The 16,956-nt window shown below is 66.4% G+C and carries 18 protein-coding genes; 12 read left to right on the top strand and 6 right to left on the bottom strand.

The annotated features are described in order from the left end of the window. Window positions 1–3: 3 nt before the first annotated feature. From LDL21_RS12870 to LDL21_RS12860, 3 genes are read right to left on the bottom strand one after another with little or no spacing between them, the layout of a single operon-like run. A complete protein-coding gene (locus tag LDL21_RS12870; RefSeq protein WP_225280218.1) occupies window positions 4–768 on the bottom strand; it encodes an alpha-ketoglutarate-dependent dioxygenase AlkB family protein in 765 nt (254 codons plus the stop codon). After that, window positions 752–1,963, bottom strand: coding sequence for a hypothetical protein (locus LDL21_RS12865; protein ID WP_225280217.1), 1,212 nt, complete (start codon window positions 1,961–1,963; stop codon window positions 752–754). The genes LDL21_RS12870 and LDL21_RS12865 overlap by 17 nt, the downstream gene beginning before the upstream one ends. 4 nt (window positions 1,964–1,967) lie before the next feature. Then, complete coding sequence (locus tag LDL21_RS12860) at window positions 1,968–2,972, bottom strand: AraC family transcriptional regulator (protein WP_225280216.1); 1,005 nt, start codon at window positions 2,970–2,972, stop codon at window positions 1,968–1,970. A gap of 161 nt (window positions 2,973–3,133) precedes the next feature. On the opposite strand from LDL21_RS12860, the gene LDL21_RS12855 reads away from it, so the two are divergent. Genes LDL21_RS12855 through LDL21_RS12835 form a run of 5 tightly spaced genes read left to right on the top strand, consistent with a single transcriptional unit; the run spans window position 3,134 to window position 7,861 of the window. Further along, window positions 3,134–4,339 (top strand): lipid-transfer protein, encoded by a 1,206-nt coding sequence (locus LDL21_RS12855; protein WP_225280215.1) that lies wholly within the window; start codon window positions 3,134–3,136, stop codon window positions 4,337–4,339. A gap of 39 nt (window positions 4,340–4,378) precedes the next feature. Continuing rightward, window positions 4,379–4,813 (top strand): type II toxin-antitoxin system Rv0910 family toxin, encoded by a 435-nt coding sequence (locus LDL21_RS12850; protein ID WP_181696251.1) that lies wholly within the window; start codon window positions 4,379–4,381, stop codon window positions 4,811–4,813. A 2-nt stretch (window positions 4,814–4,815) separates the two neighbouring features. After that, window positions 4,816–5,688: a MaoC/PaaZ C-terminal domain-containing protein gene (locus LDL21_RS12845; RefSeq protein ID WP_225280214.1), complete on the top strand. Its 873-nt coding sequence runs from the start codon at window positions 4,816–4,818 to the stop codon at window positions 5,686–5,688. Between the two features lie 3 nt (window positions 5,689–5,691). Next, the gene (locus LDL21_RS12840; RefSeq protein WP_225280213.1) at window positions 5,692–6,573 is read left to right on the top strand and encodes an SDR family oxidoreductase; all 882 of its coding nucleotides are present in this window, start codon (window positions 5,692–5,694) and stop codon (window positions 6,571–6,573) included. A 25-nt stretch (window positions 6,574–6,598) separates the two neighbouring features. Further along, window positions 6,599–7,861, top strand: coding sequence for an acyl-CoA dehydrogenase family protein (locus LDL21_RS12835; protein WP_225280212.1), 1,263 nt, complete (start codon window positions 6,599–6,601; stop codon window positions 7,859–7,861). A gap of 52 nt (window positions 7,862–7,913) precedes the next feature. Here the strand turns inward: LDL21_RS12835 and LDL21_RS12830 are convergent, their stop codons facing one another. Further along, window positions 7,914–8,333, bottom strand: a complete 420-nt coding sequence (locus tag LDL21_RS12830; RefSeq protein ID WP_225280211.1) for a hypothetical protein — start codon at window positions 8,331–8,333, stop codon at window positions 7,914–7,916. A gap of 296 nt (window positions 8,334–8,629) precedes the next feature. Here LDL21_RS12830 and LDL21_RS12825 point away from each other — a divergent pair, with 296 nt between their 5' ends. The 4 genes from LDL21_RS12825 (at window position 8,630) to LDL21_RS12810 (ending at window position 12,096) form a co-directional block, all read left to right on the top strand. Further along, a complete protein-coding gene (locus LDL21_RS12825) occupies window positions 8,630–9,241 on the top strand; it encodes a hypothetical protein (RefSeq protein ID WP_225280210.1) in 612 nt (203 codons plus the stop codon). A gap of 74 nt (window positions 9,242–9,315) precedes the next feature. Then, entirely contained in the window at window positions 9,316–9,816 is a 501-nt protein-coding gene (locus LDL21_RS12820) for a pyridoxamine 5'-phosphate oxidase family protein (protein ID WP_225280209.1), read from the top strand. A gap of 52 nt (window positions 9,817–9,868) precedes the next feature. Further along, window positions 9,869–10,510: a TetR/AcrR family transcriptional regulator gene (locus LDL21_RS12815; protein ID WP_225280208.1), complete on the top strand. Its 642-nt coding sequence runs from the start codon at window positions 9,869–9,871 to the stop codon at window positions 10,508–10,510. Then, window positions 10,507–12,096 carry an MDR family MFS transporter gene (locus LDL21_RS12810; protein WP_225280207.1) on the top strand — a complete coding sequence of 530 codons (1,590 nt, stop codon included), beginning with the start codon at window positions 10,507–10,509 and terminating at the stop codon, window positions 12,094–12,096. The genes LDL21_RS12815 and LDL21_RS12810 overlap by 4 nt, the downstream gene beginning before the upstream one ends. Before the next feature lie 16 nt (window positions 12,097–12,112). On the opposite strand, the gene LDL21_RS12805 is transcribed toward LDL21_RS12810, so the two are convergent. Next, a complete protein-coding gene (locus LDL21_RS12805; protein ID WP_225280206.1) occupies window positions 12,113–12,898 on the bottom strand; it encodes an AraC family transcriptional regulator in 786 nt (261 codons plus the stop codon). A 54-nt stretch (window positions 12,899–12,952) separates the two neighbouring features. On the opposite strand from LDL21_RS12805, the gene LDL21_RS12800 reads away from it, so the two are divergent. The 3 genes from LDL21_RS12800 to LDL21_RS12790 all read left to right on the top strand — a co-directional run bounded on the left by LDL21_RS12800 (window position 12,953) and on the right by LDL21_RS12790 (window position 16,270). Beyond that, window positions 12,953–13,843 (top strand): alpha/beta fold hydrolase, encoded by an 891-nt coding sequence (locus LDL21_RS12800; RefSeq protein ID WP_225280205.1) that lies wholly within the window; start codon window positions 12,953–12,955, stop codon window positions 13,841–13,843. Window positions 13,844–13,949: 106 nt separating this feature from the next. After that, entirely contained in the window at window positions 13,950–15,188 is a 1,239-nt protein-coding gene (locus LDL21_RS12795) for an oxygenase MpaB family protein (RefSeq protein WP_372462176.1), read from the top strand. Beyond that, entirely contained in the window at window positions 15,185–16,270 is a 1,086-nt protein-coding gene (locus tag LDL21_RS12790) for a lipocalin-like domain-containing protein (protein ID WP_225280203.1), read from the top strand. Before LDL21_RS12795 ends, LDL21_RS12790 begins: the two co-directional genes overlap by 4 nt. A 22-nt stretch (window positions 16,271–16,292) precedes the next feature. Here the strand turns inward: LDL21_RS12790 and LDL21_RS12785 are convergent, their stop codons facing one another. Then, the gene (locus tag LDL21_RS12785) at window positions 16,293–16,916 is read right to left on the bottom strand and encodes a TetR/AcrR family transcriptional regulator (RefSeq protein ID WP_225280202.1); all 624 of its coding nucleotides are present in this window, start codon (window positions 16,914–16,916) and stop codon (window positions 16,293–16,295) included. Between the last annotated feature and the right edge of the window lie 40 nt (window positions 16,917–16,956).

Here is a 16,956-nt window from a genome sequence, read left to right as displayed (position 1 = left end):
TCCTCAGGCCGGTGGGATCAGGTCGCTTTCGCTGACGGTGTAGGTCAGCGGCGGGTAGACGAAGTCTGTTTCGTTGTTCTCACGTCGTCGCAGGCGGTAGAACTCTCGTCGCTGATCGTCGTCGGCCGAGGTGAGACGTGCGCCCTGCGGCAGGTACGGCCGACCCTCACGGAACTGGACGAAGGTCTTCGACTTGCGGAAAGTCACGCCGAGCCAGTCGTTTTCGACCGACCGCGCGGACGGCTCGAGCACGATCTTGTGCTTGAACCGCCGATTCGCGGCGACGGAGAACACGACGACGCTGTGGTGGGCAAGGGGGATCGCGAACTTCTCAGCGGTCCCCTTCCTTTCGAAGATCAGCGTCCTCGGTGGTGCCTCGGGGTGGCGATAGCAGGAGAAGACGGCGACGAAGGACTGATCGGCGAGGTCGAGAGCTTGGTCGGAATGGCTGCCCATCGTGGCGTAGGCGTTCGTGTAGCTCTCGATGAGCGCGTTGTCGAAGCCGACCGCCAGTCCCGCGCGGGCTCGGATCTGCTGTGCCAGGCGGTGATGCACCGGTTGGATGCACTGTGTCGGGTGGGTATAGCGAGTGGTGGTTCGGACGAGCGGCACGCGACCCGCCGTATCGGGGTCGGTGAGAGTCGCGCCGCGCCGGCCGTTTCCCATTTCCTCCAGGAGAGCCGAACCGGAAAGCTCCGTGAAGAGGTTGCGCTCGAACGGCAAAGCATACGAGGCTATTTCGTCGGAGATGTCAGACTCGGGGAGCATCGTAGTCTCCGGTGTTCATGCTGAAACGGAACCGGTCGCCGTAGTCGATGAAGGACGTGGTCCTGTTCTCTTGGGCGTAGAGTCCGCGCAATTCGTCGACACCCTCGGCGGTCGGCGGATCCAGCTTCACCAAGCCGTCGGCTCGCTTCAGGAAGGTCTGGCCGTCCTTGTGCACGGCTTCGGCGCTCGAGCAGCGCACCACGTAGCCCAGACGGGTCGGCAGCGACCCGACGTCCGGCGCCGGGGGGCGGATCTCGTGGGTGTAGAGGCGGTTGGTCGACAACGGCATGAAGAACACGGAACCCGGATACAGGGTCAGATCGAATCGTACGGGGACCCCGTCGCGTGCGTCGGCCGAATCCTTCAGGCGGAAGCGAAGTTCGGTCAGGCCGCTGGTATTCCGCACGCCGTAGTCGAAGGGGTCGGCGGCCATGGGTCCCAGCATGTCGAGCCCGTCGTAGAAGGTGCAGAAGGCCATGGTGCCGCCGACTGGCATGTCCTTGGTCTTGTCGGCATGAGCCGAGATCTTGGCCTTGGCCTGTTTGCGCCCGGCCGTGGCCGGGGTGTTGTGATAGATCTGGGCCAGAACGTGATTGAGCGGCGCGTGGCCACGGAACACGGTGGCGGCCTCGTTGTTCAGGGCGTCGACGATGCTCGTGTCGGTCGCGCCGAAGCCCTCGGTCGGCCCCGAGAGATTCGTCGAGCAGCGCAGCAGGCGGAAATGCAGTTCGTCACCTCTTCGCGTGACAGGTGTCAGGTAGATACCGCTGCGGTGGGCCGAACCCGGTTTGGTGGACTCGGTCAGGGACTGGAAAGTGTGCTCGGCGCTGATCCGTCCGAAGTGGTTGTCTTCGAGGGCGAAGAAGCGGCGGTAGTACACGCCGACGCGATGCACACGAACCGGGACACGACCGAGGTCGATGAGAGCCGGCAGTTCGTGATCGCGGTAGCCGTGTGACAGCTTTCGGACGAGGAAAACCCGTGCGGCCGAACGTAACCGATGCTCATCGATCGCTGCGATATCGCCACACAGGTAGACGGTCTTCTGTGTGAGATCCGCCGATCCGGCGGCAAGATCCGCCGGGGTGATCGTGGATCCGAAGAAGTCCGTGATCGCGGTGTCGCGCAATCTCGTCGGTGCGATCAAGACGTTGCCCGTGTCGTCCAAGCGGGCTTCCGTCTCGGTGTGCGTCATACGGTCACGGCTTCCTGATTCGGGTGGAGCGGTAGTCGCTCGGCGCGCTACCGGTCCACCGGTGAAACGCCCGGCGAAAGGCACTGGCCTCCGAATAGCCCAGGCGGGCGGCGAGGTCGGCGATCGACTCGTCTCCGTGGACCAGCGCTTCGACGGCGCGGTCGCGAAGGATCTCCTCCTGGATTCGCCGCTGGCTGGTGCCTTCGGAACGCAGCAGCCGCCGCAGGTGCGGCGCGCTGATCGATAAGCGACGGGCGAGCTCGTCGGCGCCGAGCCAGGAACCGTTCTGGTTGCGCTCCATGATCGCGCGCACCCGCGCCGTAGTGGTCGCGGCCTGCTCCTGCGCGTAGAACAGCACACCGGGGGAGTCGCGGAGGAACCGCTTGAGGTCGGCTTCGTCGCGCACCACCGGCATGGCCAGCAACGCCGCGTCGAACGACATCGCCAACCGCGACGCGCGGAAGGTGGGCCGGACCCCGAAGATCGTCGTGTACTCCTCGGCCAGATGCTCGGCATCGAACGGGAAATCCACGGAAAGCAACGCGATGGGCGCTCCGATCAGCCAACCGGCGAACCGGTGCACCCCACCGGTCATCGCGAATGCGACGAACGGATCGAGGCGCACGTCGGGATCGGCGATGCTGATCGTGGCACGGCCCGCGTCGTCGGCCCGCAACGCCCAGCGGATGCCGGTGGTCACGGCGGACAGTTCGAACATGCGGCCCAGCGCACCGCGCAGATCCCGGGTGTGGATGACGGTGAGTCCGGCCAGTCGCAAGGTGCCGCGCGCTACCGGCCGGGGCCCGAGGCCCAGGAGTTCGTCGTCGGTTTGCTCCCACAGGGCGCGGATCACCCCGGTCGTCTGCTCCGGTGTCATCCGGGCACGGTCCTCGGCGTAGAGCCGCCAGTCGAGTCCCGCTCCGCGCAGCGCGCGCTCCACATCGAGGCCGCGTTTCACCATCGACTCGACTGTCGCCCGGAAGAACCGCATCGGAATCGTATGCGCCACTTGGCTCCTTCGACGTCGGGCGAGGCGATTCGTACGGTACCCCAGCGGCGATGATCGTTTCGGTCCCCCGAACGGCCCGCTGCGGTCCTCGTCGGGCAGCAGCCGAACTCATAGCGTCATAGGTGACAGCCGCACGGCTGATCTATCGAGAGGACTGTCCTGTGACGCAACGGGTATTCGTCGTCGGTGTCGGTATGACGAAATTCGAGAAGCCGGGTCGGCGATTCAACGAAGACGGCAGCATCTGGGACTACCCGGATATGGCACGGGAATCGGGCACCAACGCCCTCAACGATGCGGGTATTTCCTATGCCGAGGTGAAGCAGGCCTACGTCGGCTATGTGTACGGCGAGTCCACCTCCGGGCAGCGCGCTGTCTACGAACTCGGAATGACCGGAATTCCGGTCGTCAACGTGAACAACAACTGCTCGACCGGATCGACCGCCTTGTATCTGGCGGCGCAGGCGATTCGCGGCGGCCTGGCCGACTGCACGCTCGCGCTCGGTTTCGAGAAGATGCAGCCCGGCTCGCTCGGCACCACCTTCGACGACCGCGAGCAGCCGATGGCCAAACACATGCAGGCCCTCGCCGAAATCTCCGAGGTGCTCTTTCCGCCCGCGCCGTGGATGTTCGGCGCCGCAGGGCGGGAGCACATGAAGGAATACGGCACCACCGCCGAGCATTTCGCGAAAATCGGTTACAAGAACCACAAGCATTCGGTGAACAACCCGTATTCGCAATTCCGTGACGAATACACCATGGACCAGATCCTCGATTCGCGAATGATCTACGACCCGCTCACCAAGCTCCAATGCTCGCCGACCTCCGACGGTTCCGGCGCGGCGATCCTGGCGAGCGAAGATTTCGTGAACAAACACGACCTCGCCGGCCAGGCGGTCGAAATCGTGGGTCAGGCCATGACCACCGACTTCGCCTCGACCTTCGACGGCACGGCCAAGAACATCATCGGCTACGACATGAATGTCGCCGCCGCGGCCGAGGTGTACAAGCAGGCCGGACTCGGCGCCGAGGACTTCCAGGTCATCGAGTTGCACGACTGCTTCTCGGCCAACGAACTGCTGCTCTATGAAGCCCTCGGCCTGTGCGCCCCCGGCGAGGCCGGCCGGTTGCTCGACGACAACCAGACCACCTACGGCGGCAAGTGGGTCGTCAACCCCTCCGGCGGCCTGATCTCGAAGGGGCACCCGCTCGGCGCCACCGGATTGGCGCAGTGTGCCGAGCTCACCTGGCAGCTGCGCGGCACCGCCGACGCCCGTCAGGTCGACAACGTGACCGCTGCCCTGCAGCACAACATCGGCTTGGGCGGCGCCGCCGTCGTCACCGCGTACCAGCGCGCCGACCGCTGACCGGCCTTCCACTACACCACCATTCGCAGGAGAACACTCATGGGTCACATCGAGCAGACCGCCACCCTCAACGCCCCCGCCGAGAAACTGATGGGCGTGATCACCGACCCGTCCACCTGGGGCGACTGGTTCACCATCCACGAGCGCTGGATGGTCGAGCCGCCGGCCACCCTGACCGAAGGCGCGGCGCTGACCGCCAAGATCTTCATGCTCGGCATGGCCAACAAGATGGAATGGGTCGTCGGCGAGGTCGCCCCGACCAAGCTGGTCATGACGGGCACCGGGATGGCCGGGGTGAAGGCCACCTTCTCCTTCGACCTGACCCCCGACGGCGACCAGACCGAGGTCCAGGTCGCAGGGGAATTCGAGGGCTCGCTGATCAAGGGCGCGCTCGGCAAGGCGGTCGAGAAGGACGGCACCAAGCAGCTGCAGACCTCGCTGGACAAGCTCGCCGCCCTCGCCGCCGGGGCCTGATCATGGGTGACGTCTTCGAGTTCGACCGTGCCGGACTGAACCTGTGGTCGGACGAAGAGCGGTTCGAGGTGACCAGGGAGCGGCTGGCCGAGTACGCGGCCGCGACCAACGACCCGATCCCCGCGCATCGCCGCGGCGACGTGGGCTCGCCGGTGTTCGCCATCGTCCCGGCCTTCGACGCGCTGATGGCGCCGGCCGTCGACGTGGTGCCGATGGACATCTTCGGCCGGATCACCCACGGCGAGCAGGACTTCCACTTCCACCGCCCGATCAAGCCCGGTGACAAGCTGGTCTCGAGGGGGCGGGTGATCGGCTGGGAGACCAAGTCCACCGGTTCGCTGGTCTACATCCACCTCACCTGCGCCGACGAGGTGACCGGTGAGCTCGTCAACGAGCAGTACCTGTCCGGCTTCTTCCGCGGCGTGGACGCCGGCGACAGAGTCGGCGAGGCGATCCCGGTGATCGAGCCGTGTACCGAGCTCAAACAGTCCCCGCCGCAGGCGAAGATCGCCCACCACGTGGACCACGACCAGACGTTCCGGTACGCGCCCGCCTCGGGCGACCCGGTGCCGCTGCACCTGGACGAGGAAGTCGCCAAGGACGCCGGTCTGCCCGGCATCATCGCGCACGGTCTGTGCACGATGGCGATGGCCGGGTGGGGTGTCCTCGCCGAAGTCGCCGATTCCGACGTTTCGCGGGTGCAGCGCTTGGCCGTGCGTTTCTCCAAGTTCGTCTTCCCTGGTGACGACCTCGAGACGCGAATCTGGAATGCGGGCACCGACAACGGTGTCACCACGTACGCGTTCGAGACGGTGCGAGGGACCGATGTCGTGCTGAGCAACGGCATCGCCGAAATCGCGGGAACGAAGGAGTAGGACATGGGTGCCTTGGAAGGACGCATCGCCGTCATCACCGGCGCCGGTCGCGGTATCGGACGTGAGCACGCGCTGCTGTTCGCCCGCGAAGGTGCCGCAGTCGTTGTCAACGACCTGGGCGGCAGCAACAGCGGTGACGGCGTCGACGTCGGCCCGGCACAGGAAGTGGCGAACGAGATCGTCGCCGCCGGTGGCCGGGCAGTAGCCAACACCGACGACATCGCCACCTGGGCGGGCGCCGAAGCGCTGGTCGCGCAAGCGATCTCGGAATTCGGTGGCCTCGACGTGGTCGTCAACAACGCCGGCATCCTGCGCGACGGCTTCATCCCCAGCCTCTCGGAGTCGGACTGGGACGCCGTTGTCGCGGTGCATCTCAAAGGCCATTTCGCGGTCGTCCACCACGCCTCGGCGTACTGGAAGGCAGAGTCGAAGGCGGGCCGTCGACCCAACGCGGCCATCATCAACACCGCCTCGGCGTCCGGGGTGACTGTGCCCAACGCGGGCCAAGCGAATTACGGTGCCGCCAAGGCCGGTATCGCCGCGCTGACCCAGGTCGCGGCCGACGAGCTCGAGCGCTACGGCGTACGGGCCAACGCGATCGCCCCGATCGCCCGCACCCGCCTGACCCTGGCCACCCCGGGAATGGGCGCGCTGATGGCGGCCGAGGCGGCCGACGCCGAAGCCGAGGGAAGCTTCGACGCTTTCAGCCCGGCCAACATCTCACCGCTGGTCGCCTACCTCGCAGGCGAGAAATGCCCGATCACCGGCAAGGTGTTCGCGGTACAGGGCGGTGCGATCAGCGAACTCGCCGGCTGGCACGACATCAAGACCATCGAGACCGACGAGGCGTGGTCGATCGACGACATCGCCGCCCGATTGCCCTGAACCACGAATCCTGGAGTGAACAACGATGTTCGAATGGTCCGAGACCGACGAGATGATCCGCGAATCCGTGCGCGCGTTCATCGACAAGGAAGTTCGTCCCCACATCGACGAACTCGAACACGGCGAGCTGCCGCCCTACGACATCATGCGCACCCTGTTCAGCCAGTTCGGGCTCGATGTGATGGCCGGTGAGGCTGTCGACAAGATGCTGGCCAAGGAACAGGCCAGGGCCGCCCGGATCGCGGCGGGTGAGCCCGCGCCGGAGAAGCCGGACAAGAAGTCCGCATCGAATCCGCTTGCGGCGCAGGGCAGTATGGCTGCGGTTCTCGTCAGCGAACTGACCGGAGTGACTCTGGGTAGCGTCGCGGCGGTTGGTGTCAGCCTGGGTCTCGGTGCGGCGACCATCGCCGCGCGCGGCACGCTCGCGCAGAAGCAGCGGTGGCTCAAAGACATCGTCACCCTGAAAAAGGTGGCGGCGTGGGCGATCACCGAGCCCGACTCCGGTTCCGACGCGTTCGGCGGCATGAAGACCTACGTTCGTCGCGATGGTGAGGACTACATCCTCAACGGGCAGAAGACCTTCATCACCAATGGCCCGTTCGCCGACACCGTGGTCGTCTACGCCAAGCTCGACGAAGGCGACGGCGGCGACAAACGCGACCGCAAGGTGCTCACCTTCGTGCTCGACAAGGGCATGGAGGGGTTCACTCAGGGCAAACCGTTCAAGAAGATGGGCATGCACTCCTCGCCGACCGGTGAGTTGTTCTTCGACAATGTGCGGCTGAGCAAGGACCGGTTGCTGGGTGAGACCGAGGATCACCAGGGCGGTGACGGCCGGGAGAGCGCGCGGGCCAGTTTCATCGTCGAACGGGTCGGCTGCGCCATCTTGTCGATGGGCATCATCAACGAATGCCACCGGCTGTGCATCGAATACGCCAAATCGCGCAAGCTGTGGGGGCAGGAGATCGGCCGTTTCCAGCTGGTCCAGTTGAAGCTGGCCGAAATGGAGATCGCGCGTCTGAACGTCGAGAACATGGTGTTCCGGGCGTTGGAGAGCTCGGCGGCGGGCAAGATGCCGACGCTGGCACAGGCCTCGGCGATGAAGCTGTATTCCACCAGGGCCGCCACCGATGTCGCGATGGAAGCGGTGCAGCTGTTCGGCGGCAACGGATATATGGCCGAGTACCGGGTCGAGCAGCTGGCCCGCGACGCGAAGTCGCTGATGATCTACGCGGGCAGCAACGAGATCCAGGTGACCCACGTCGCCAAGGGTTTGCTCGCGCAGTGATCGGTGCGCTCGCCGACCGCCCGCACCGGGCGGTCGGCGAGTCGGCCGTGGGTCAGCTGGAACCGCTCGGCAGCCCCGCCGAGCCGCTGCCCAGCTGGGGGTCACCGGTGACCTCGACGACGAGGGTCTTGGTGGAGGAGCCCTGGGTGGCCACGATCGTGTACGTGCCCTTGGCAGGCGGGCGCCAGGTGCCGCGGACCGCGCTGCGCTGCCGGTCCGGGTAGTCCAGGCGCTCGGGCGAAGTGAGCTCGCTGCCGTTGATCGTGACGGTGGCGGGCAGTGCGTAGTCGGCGCCGAACATCCGGGCCATGACCGTGCAGTTGGCACCCACATAATCGCAGGCGACGGGCACTTCGCTGTTGCCCCAGGCGTAGATGGTGATGTCCTCCACCTCCGCCGAGGCCGCGGGAGCCAGGGTGGCCGGGAGGATCAGTGCGCCCGCCGCGAGGGCGGTCAGTCCTGCGATTCGCATGGGTAAGGTGGTCCTTCGCATCGGTGTAGTCGGTCCCGGTGTTCGATCGGGACCGCGTGAAGCGGAAGAGTTCCACAATTCTCACAGGGCCGGTACCCCGAAAACCCACGGCTTGACCCTGGCTGCGCGCTGATCGCCGGATCCGGTGCCTCGCGCCGGCCGAGCTCCTCTTGCGAATCGTGTGTGACGGGACTTTACGGTGTCCGCTCGGTCCGCTCGCGGCGCGGCACGCCGCGTGCCCGTACTCTGTTGAGTGCCTGCGTGTTTGGCGGCCAAAGCCCGTAGAATGGAGCCCGATGGACCACTCGGACCGTTTCCCTCGTCCTGTTCCAGTGACGGTCCCGAAGCTACTGGTCGGTTTAGGGGCGGTACTGGTTGTCGCCGCGGCGATCGCCTCCTTCACCTTCACCTCGACCCTCGCCGGGGTGGCGGGGGTTCCGGAGCACCTGACGTGGTTGTGGCCGCTTGTCGTCGGTCTGACGGTCGCGTTGGTCGCCTGCACGTTCATCACGCTGGTCGGCATCCGTGACGAGAAGGCCACCTCCCTTGTCCGGTTCTACGAGTTGCTGCTCCTCGTCACCGTGCTGGCCAGCATCTGCGGCAATGTCCTGTCCATCTCGCGCGATCCGATCCGGATGGGGACACTCGCGACCGCGATCGTTGTCTCGGTTCCCCCGATCTGTCTGATGGTCTGCGTCGGAAACTGCCTGCTGCTCACGGCGGTCGTCCCCGTGCGCATCGTGGCCGCCATCCCGCAGGACGACTGGCGGCTCAGGGTCCTCGGCATACCGAGTACACCGGCGCCGTCCAAGGACCAGGAGACCGCCCAGCAGGAAAGCGCGTCCTGGTGGGACCAGCACCGCAACGAGGCACGGACTCCACCCGCGACCCCGAAAACCCGCACCTAGGCAGAGCGACCGCGGTGCGCTGCTCGGCTGAGTAGGGTCGGCGCAAAGTGACCAGGACCGGAAGGTGGCCAGTAGTGGGGATCGATCAGCGAGCCGTAGTGCGGATGAATGCGCTGGAAATCGCGGAGTTTCTCGACAGCACGAGGGTGCTCACACTGGCCACCCTCGACCGTTCCGGAAAACCACACCTCACCGCCATGTGGTTCGGCCACATCGACGGTGTCGTCTACTTCGAGACCAAGTCGAAATCGCAGAAGGCGGTGAACCTGCGCCGCGATCCGACCATCGCCTGCATGGCCGAAGCGGGCGACACCTACGACCAGCTGCGTGGCGTGTCGATCGAGGGCACCGCCCACTTGATCGAGGACACGCAGGACGAGGAGTACTGGCGGGCCGCCATCGACATCTACGAACGCTACGTCGGCCCGTATAGCCCCGAGGTCCATCCGTTCGTCGAGACGATGATGAACAAGCGCATCGTGATTCGGGTCGACCAGACCAGGGTCAGGTCCTGGGACCACCGCAAGCTCGGCCTGCCCGCGATGCCGCTGTCGGGTCGCACCGCCGAGGCCTGAGCTCATGTAGTTGCAGTTTCTGAAAAATTGCAGTTTGTGCTAACTTGGCGGCATGTCTTCCGCGTCGGCCAAGCAGCCCTCGATCGGTCTGCGTGAACAGAAGAAGCAGCGGACCCTGATCGAACTGTGCCTTGCCGCACGGCGATTGGCGGTCGAGCACGGGCTGGACGCGACCAATGTCGACGACATCGCCAAGGCGGTCGGCGTCTCGCCGCGCACCTTCTTCAACTACTACGACACCAAGCTCGACGCGGTGGTCGGCCCGGTCGGCGACATCGGCACGCCCGAAGCGCGGCAGGAGTTCGTCGCGGGCGGTCCGACCGGGGTGCTGATCGAGGACCTCACCTGGTTGCACGCCGCCGGATTCCAGCCCGAAAACGAAGTGCGCGAAGGTATCTCGTTGGTCACCGAGCTGATCACCGCCGAGCCGAGAGTGCTCGCCGCCTTCATCGCCTCGGGCGCCCGTTTGGAAGCCGCCACCGCCGAACTCCTCTCGGCGCGGCTCGGTGCCGAGGTCGATCCCGAATTCGCCTCGCTCACCGCGGGAATCATGACGACCATCACCACGCGGGCGGCGATGTCGCTGGCCGCGGACCCGAACGGGTCGCTCGCCGCAGCGCTGCACGCGCACTGCGCCATGGCCGCCCGGCTGTTCGACCGGCCGGACGATACGACAAGGGAGACGCACCGATGACCACGACGGCCGACTCGCCGCCGCCGATCGTCCTGACGCAGAAGCGGATCTGGCTGATCTTCTCCGCGCTGATCGCGGGTATGTTCCTGGCCAGCCTCGACCAGATGATCGTCGGCACCGCCATGCCGACCATCGTCGGCGAACTCGGTGGGGTCTCCCACATGGCCTGGACCGCCACCTCGTATCTACTCGCCACCACCATCGTGATGCCGATCTACGGAAAACTCGGCGACATGTTCGGCAGGCGCTGGTTGTTCCTGTTCGCGATCACCGTCTTCACCGCGGCCTCCGTCGGCGCCGCCGCGTCGACGGGATTCTGGGAGTTCATCGCCTTCCGCGGCCTGCAGGGCGTCGGCGGCGGTGGCCTGATGATCCTGGCGCAGGCCATCATCGCCGATGTGGTGCCTGCCAAGGACCGCGGAAAGTACATGGCGCCGATGGGCGCTGTCTTCGGAATCACCTCGGTCGCCGGGCCGCTGCTCGGCGGTCTGTTCGCCGACCATCTCGACTGGCGCTGGTGCTTCTGGATCAATGTGCCGATCGGGATCGCGGCGCTGTTCATCGCCTTCCGCTACCTGAGCATCCCCAGCCACCGCCCCAAGTTCCGGCCCGACTATCTGGGCATCGTGCTCATGTCGGCCGCGACCACCCTGCTGATCCTGATCACCGACTGGGGCGGCAAGCAGTACGAGTGGGGTTCGACGGTGATGCTGTCGATGATCGCGGCGTTCGTCGTCGTGGTCGCGGCGTTCGTGTTCGTCGAGTCGCGCGCCGAGGAGCCGATGCTGCCGCTGTGGCTGTTCCGCAATCGCACCTTCGTGCTCACCTCGGTGATCGGATTCCTGGTCGGCCTGGTGATGTTCGCGGCGATCGGTTTCATCCCGACCTACCTGCAGATGGCCAGCGGTACTTCCGCCTCGGTGTCGGGTCTGCTGCTGATCCCGATGATGATCGGCATGATGCTCACGCTCATCACCTCGATGAACGTGATCACCAAGACCGGTCGCTACCGGGTGTATCCGCCGATCGGCGCCGCACTCATCGCCGTCGACATGCTGTGGTTGACCCGGCTGGACGCGAACACCTCGATGTGGGTGGTCTCGGCCATGCTGTTCGTGATGGGCGCGGGCCTCGGCCTGATCATGCAGATCATCGTGCTCGTGGTGCAGAACGCGGTGGCCCCCGACCAGATCGGCACGGCGACCAGTGCCAACAACTACTTCCGTGAGATGGGTGGCGCGCTCGGTATCGCGATCTTCGGTTCCATCTTCACCGGCAGGCTGACCGAGAATCTGACCGGTGCGTTCCAGGCGAACTGGCAGGAAGCGGCGGCGGCGAACATCGACCCGAGCGCGCTGATCCCGTCGGTGGTCAAGAATCTGCCGGACAAGCTGCACGACGCCATCGTCGGCGCCTACGTCGACGCGCTGGTTCCCGGCTTCTGGTACCTGATTCCCGGTGCGATCCTCGCGTTCGCGCTCGCGTTGTTCATCCCGCACCTGACGCTGTCCGACGAGGCGGGCATGGTCGCGCGCGGTGAGGCCGTGATGGCCGAGGAAGAGCCGGAGCTGGTCAAGGAGGGCTGAGCGTCCGGGCCGCGTTTCAGTCGTCGATGTGCAGTTCGGCGCCGAGGGCGGTGAAGGCAGTGGGAGTCATGCCGAACATGGCCCGGAACGTGTCGCTGAAATGCGAGGGAGAGGCGAAGCCCGCATCGGTGGCGGCTCGGGTCAGGTCGTGACCCTCGGTGAGGGCTTTCGCCACTCGCAGCATTCGCGCCCATTGGACATAGCGGCGGAAACTGGTGCCGGTCTGCTCGGCGAAGGTGCGCAGGAAGTACGAGGTGGAAAGTCCTGCGGCCAGGGCCTTTTCGGCCGCACGTTGCTGCTGGGTCGGGTCGGCGCGGATCTGCGCGGCCACGGCGGCGATGCGTGGATCGCCGATCGTCGGGACCGGGACGCTGGCCAGCTCGAGTACTCGGTCGATATCGGGGTCGGGGGAGTTGCCCAGGTCGATCAGGGCGGCCTCGTTGCGCTGATCGGCGCTGAAACCGCCGACGTCGCGCGACATCCCGCCGAGACAGCGGGTCATCCGGGACGAGGTCGGGTCGAAGAAGCAGAACAGTCTTCGTCCGTCCGTGTCGAGAATGTGGTGGGTGACCCGGGCGCGGAACAGGAAGCTGCGGGCGGTGACATCGGGAACACCCGCCGCGCGGACCCGGAACGGCCCGTCCAAACCGACCCCGAGACTCGCCACGGCGGTCGAATGCGGCCCCAGCGCCATACCGGGTCCGATATAGACCGCGTGTCCGAGACGTAGCCACAGCCGTGCCGGAGCGGTGGCGGTCGCTGGATCGGAAGCGCACGTTTCTGGAAGTGCGGGCAACGCCATGCACGCGACCATACATCCACCGATCGTGACCACCGTGCGAGATGTGGAGCAGAGATGACGACAACCTACGAACTGAACGAGGTCGGCGTCGACGGCGCGCGCCTGGCCTATGTCGATGTGGGAGAAGGTGATCCGCTGGTCCTGCTGCACGGCTGGCCGGAGAGTCACGCCGCATGGCGCCATCAGATCGGGCCCCTGTCCCAGCCGCGCCGGGTGATCGCCCCGGACTGGCAAGGCTGGGGCGCTTCGGCTCGTGACCTGCGGCTGAGCTGCGACTACGACACCGAGGTCGACCGGATCGCGCGGCTGTTCGACGCACTGGGCCTGGACCGTGTCGATCTGGCCTGTCACGACTACGGCGGTTTCCTCGGACTCGGGTTCGTGCAGCGATACCCCGACCGGGTCCAGCGCTTCGCGATCCTCAATTCCCGGGCTCATCGCACCTTCACCACGCCGTACTACCAACTGTTCGGGCTGTTCTCCGCCGCGGCGCGACGCCCGCTGTTGCGTCCGCTTCTCACCGCGCGAACGATCGGGCTCGTCCACCGCCTGGGATTGGCACAGTTCGTCCGCAACGGCTCGTTCGACACCCAGCGCCTGGCCGACTACCTCGATTTCCTGAACACCCGCGAAGGACGCCGGTGGTACGCCCATTTCTGGGCGGGCTACAGCGTCCGGCTGCGCCCGGAACTCGCGGCCGGACTCGGCGCCATCGGCTGCCCCACCTCGGTGATCTGGGGCGACAAGGACCCGGCGATCCCGTTCCGCTACGCCGAAGACCTCGCCGCACACATCCCGAACGCGAGTCTCGTCCGGATCGACGGCGGGCATTTCATCATGGAACAGCGCCCTACCGAAGTCACCGAGGCATTGCAGGCTTGGTTGCGCCGGCCCACCGAAGGCGACAGTTCCATACGTTCAGGTACGGAAGACTATTCGACATAGTATGGTCGACTGCGATCGCAGTCAGCGGATGGATGCTCACGTCAGGAGGCCCGCGGTGGCCGAATCCGTCGAAGGTCAGGTCGACTACCTTCACGCCGGGGCAACGGTGAAGTGCCCCAGCGCGTTTCGCTACTGGGAGGCGCGTGCCACCCCGCTCGGGCGGCGCATCGAACGCGTCTTCACGGCCGTGACCAGGCAACGGCTGTTCCCGACAGACGAGCAGGCGATCGCTCTGTGCGAAGACCTGTTCACCGGTGACCCGGTGGCCGAGCGGTTCGTCGCGGAGGTGATGCACGGCCAGATCGGACCGAAAGCCGGGCGCAGGATGCTGGAGCAGGCCCTGCGCGAGGGCATCGAGGCGGTCCCGGAGGCACCGGAATCGATGCGCGAACTGTTCGCCGAATTCGAGACGGTGCCCGACTGGGTGGTGCCCGAACTCGTCGAACAGGGCGCCGCGATCTGGCGGCGCTGGGGCACCATGCTGTTCAGTTTCGCCGGGGCCGAGACCCTCGAGATGTACACCGAGGCAGCGGTCGCCACGCCACTGTCGCTGGCCGGTGGGTACGCGGGTGACAGCGCGCTGCGCCGGTTCCTCGAGACCTGCCGATTCTGGATGGACGTCTCCGAGCGCGGCGCGCTGCTCACCGCCGGTTCGGCGGGCCGGGCCACCGCGCTGAAGGTACGGGTCATGCACGTGTCGGTGCGCGCGAAGGTCGCCGGCCATCCCGAATGGGACATCGAACGGTGGGGGCTGCCGATCAGCCAGACCTACCAGATGCTCACCCTGCTGGCGGGCAGCGTGACGCCCGGCCTCGGCCTGTGGGCGCTGGGCTACCAGACGACACCGTCGGAAATCCGTGCGCTGCTGCACTTCCAGAAGTACATGGGCCACCTGCTCGGTGTCCGGCTGCGCTGGTATCCCGACACGGTTCTCGACGCGTTGCGCGTGCTGGCGATGACCATCGCGTCACGGTCCTACGACGCCGGACAGCACGGGACCGAACTGATCGAGTCGTATCCGGCGGCATTCGCGCCCCGCGACGGTCACCGCGGCCTGACCCGCCTGCGCGAGATGTACAACTTCCGGATCAACTCGGTCTACGCCGCGATGTACATGGCCCCCGGTACGCGCCGGCACTACACCATGCCACCGGCATTCCCATGGATCCTCGTCCCGATCCTGCGCTTCCCGCTGATCACCGTGACGGAACTCGTGCGCCGGTTCTGCCCGCCGTTCGCGCGGGCACACGAGAAACTCATGCTCGCCCATCGCGAGAACTGGTACCGGGCACAGATGCGGGGGCGCGAAGCGGCCTTCGACGCAGGCGGAGCCCTGCGCCGATGAACGGACGGAAAGCGACCACGACTGCCACCGACATCGTCGAAGCATGGAACGGGCCCGGCCGCGGCGACGGCGAGCTGACGCCGATCGAGCCGCGCCACAACGCTTTTCACCCCGCGTCGAGCAGGCTTGCCTTCGAACACTGGTATTTCGACGCGCACCTCGACACCGGCCACGTGGTGATCGGCTTCCTGATCAAACGTCGCCCCGAGGACCTGCCGCTGTCACGACCCTGGGTGGAGATGATCATCTACGCGCCCGACGGCACGCGCCGCCAGGTGTCACGGCGGTATCCGCCCTCGGCGGCCTCGTTCTCGCCGGACGCCTGCGATGTGCGTATCGGTGCCAACACCGCCCGCACCGAACCGCACGACAACGGTCTGCCCACCCACCATCTGCGAATGGCCGAGGACGGCTTGGTCTTCGACCTGCGGTTCCACAACGAGGTCCCCGGCTGGATGCCCGGCAAGGGCGAAACCCGTTTCGGCGGTAAGGATTCTTTCGGCTGGATGGTCGCCGCTCCCCGCGCGCGAGTGACCGGGGCGATCGAGCTCGACGGCGTACGGCACGAGGTCACCGGACGTGGCTACCACGACCACAACTGGGGCGTCGGCGACATGAAGAAGATCATCGAGCGCTGGCATTGGGGCCGGTTGTACGTGGAGGACTACTCGCTGCTGTTCGCCTCGGTGCTCACCCAGCAGCGCAAGGGCGGCCACGAGATCAACCCGCTGATGCTGGCCAACCACGCCGACACCGTGCTGTCCACCGGCGAGACAGTCCTCACCGAGGGCCCCGCCCGCTTCGACGCCACCGCGGGCCGCACCTACCCCGAATGGGTCGAACTGCGGGTGCCGGGGCGACTCGAACTGCGCCTGGACGTCACCCGGGTCATCCACGCCCACGATCTACTCGATGATCTGCCGGTTGTGCGCTCACGCCTGGTCAAGCCGCTGGTACACCGGCTCGTCGGGCATCCGGGCTACTTCCGGTTCGAGTCCACCTTCGAACTGAGCGTGCACACCGGCGACGGCACCGCCCATCGTGCCGGAACGACGCTGCACGAACTGGTCGCGCTGACCTGAGCGCCGACCAGGAAAACCGGGCTCAGCACCGTGGCCCGGCGCTGGTGATGAACCGGAAGAACTCGCGCCGCTGATCCGCCGTGGGAACCGGCAGGTTCTGATTGCCGTGCACGAAACCGATGCCCGCGAAGCACATCAGCCCGGCCCGCATCTCCGCCTGCTCGGGCGAGAACCCCAGCTCGATCAGGGCTTTGGACAGGGTGTGGAAGATCCGCTGATCCAGCGCCTTCACCGCCTCGGCCACCTTCGCGTTGGTGCGCGCCCAGTCGCGGACCGCGAGCTCGACCTGCCAGACCCGCTCCTCGGTGAGCAACGCGCCCATCCGCTCCAGGCGTTGCTCGACGGGCAGTTCGTCGAGGTCGTGGAAGCCGCGGGCGGCGTCGTTGTGATCGGCGCACCAGAACTGCGCTGTGGTCTCGAGCAGCTGGTCGATTCCGTCGAAGTGCCAGTAGAAGCTGCCTTTGGTGACCCCGAGTTCCTCGCAGACCTTGGCGATGGTGACGGCGCCGACGCCGTCGCGCAGCAACACCCGCAGGGCCGCGCTCGTCCAGTCCTCGACACCGAGCCTGCGGGCCGCTCCCCGGGCCGCCGCTTTGCGTTTGGACACCGGCGCCGGCGGTCGGGAATTCCCGGGCTCGTCGGTCATGGCCGTCTCCTCTCGGCATCGCGGGCAGTCGACCGTTCGG

Source organism: Nocardia rosealba (genome assembly GCF_020216065.1).
Taxonomy (GTDB): Bacteria; Actinomycetota; Actinomycetes; order Mycobacteriales; family Mycobacteriaceae; genus Nocardia; species Nocardia rosealba.
This window is presented reverse-complemented; position numbering and strand designations above follow the sequence as displayed.

Bases quoted from the DNA above. Each gene is read 5' to 3' on its own strand.
- LDL21_RS12805 (WP_225280206.1), bottom strand. From the start codon at position 12,898: ATGGCGTTGCCCGCACTTCCAGAAACGTGCGCTTCCGATCCAGCGACC.
- LDL21_RS12785 (WP_225280202.1), bottom strand. From the start codon at position 16,916: ATGACCGACGAGCCCGGGAATTCCCGACCGCCGGCGCCGGTGTCCAAA.
- LDL21_RS12865 (WP_225280217.1), bottom strand. From the start codon at position 1,963: ATGACGCACACCGAGACGGAAGCCCGCTTGGACGACACGGGCAACGTC.
- LDL21_RS12850 (WP_181696251.1), top strand. From the start codon at position 4,379: ATGGGTCACATCGAGCAGACCGCCACCCTCAACGCCCCCGCCGAGAAA.
- LDL21_RS12800 (WP_225280205.1), top strand. From the start codon at position 12,953: ATGACGACAACCTACGAACTGAACGAGGTCGGCGTCGACGGCGCGCGC.
- LDL21_RS12840 (WP_225280213.1), top strand. From the start codon at position 5,692: ATGGGTGCCTTGGAAGGACGCATCGCCGTCATCACCGGCGCCGGTCGC.
- LDL21_RS12815 (WP_225280208.1), top strand. From the start codon at position 9,869: ATGTCTTCCGCGTCGGCCAAGCAGCCCTCGATCGGTCTGCGTGAACAG.
- LDL21_RS12835 (WP_225280212.1), top strand. From the start codon at position 6,599: ATGTTCGAATGGTCCGAGACCGACGAGATGATCCGCGAATCCGTGCGC.
- LDL21_RS12810 (WP_225280207.1), top strand. From the start codon at position 10,507: ATGACCACGACGGCCGACTCGCCGCCGCCGATCGTCCTGACGCAGAAG.
- LDL21_RS12845 (WP_225280214.1), top strand. From the start codon at position 4,816: ATGGGTGACGTCTTCGAGTTCGACCGTGCCGGACTGAACCTGTGGTCG.
- LDL21_RS12830 (WP_225280211.1), bottom strand. From the start codon at position 8,333: ATGCGAATCGCAGGACTGACCGCCCTCGCGGCGGGCGCACTGATCCTC.
- LDL21_RS12825 (WP_225280210.1), top strand. From the start codon at position 8,630: ATGGACCACTCGGACCGTTTCCCTCGTCCTGTTCCAGTGACGGTCCCG.
- LDL21_RS12870 (WP_225280218.1), bottom strand. From the start codon at position 768: ATGCTCCCCGAGTCTGACATCTCCGACGAAATAGCCTCGTATGCTTTG.
- LDL21_RS12790 (WP_225280203.1), top strand. From the start codon at position 15,185: ATGAACGGACGGAAAGCGACCACGACTGCCACCGACATCGTCGAAGCA.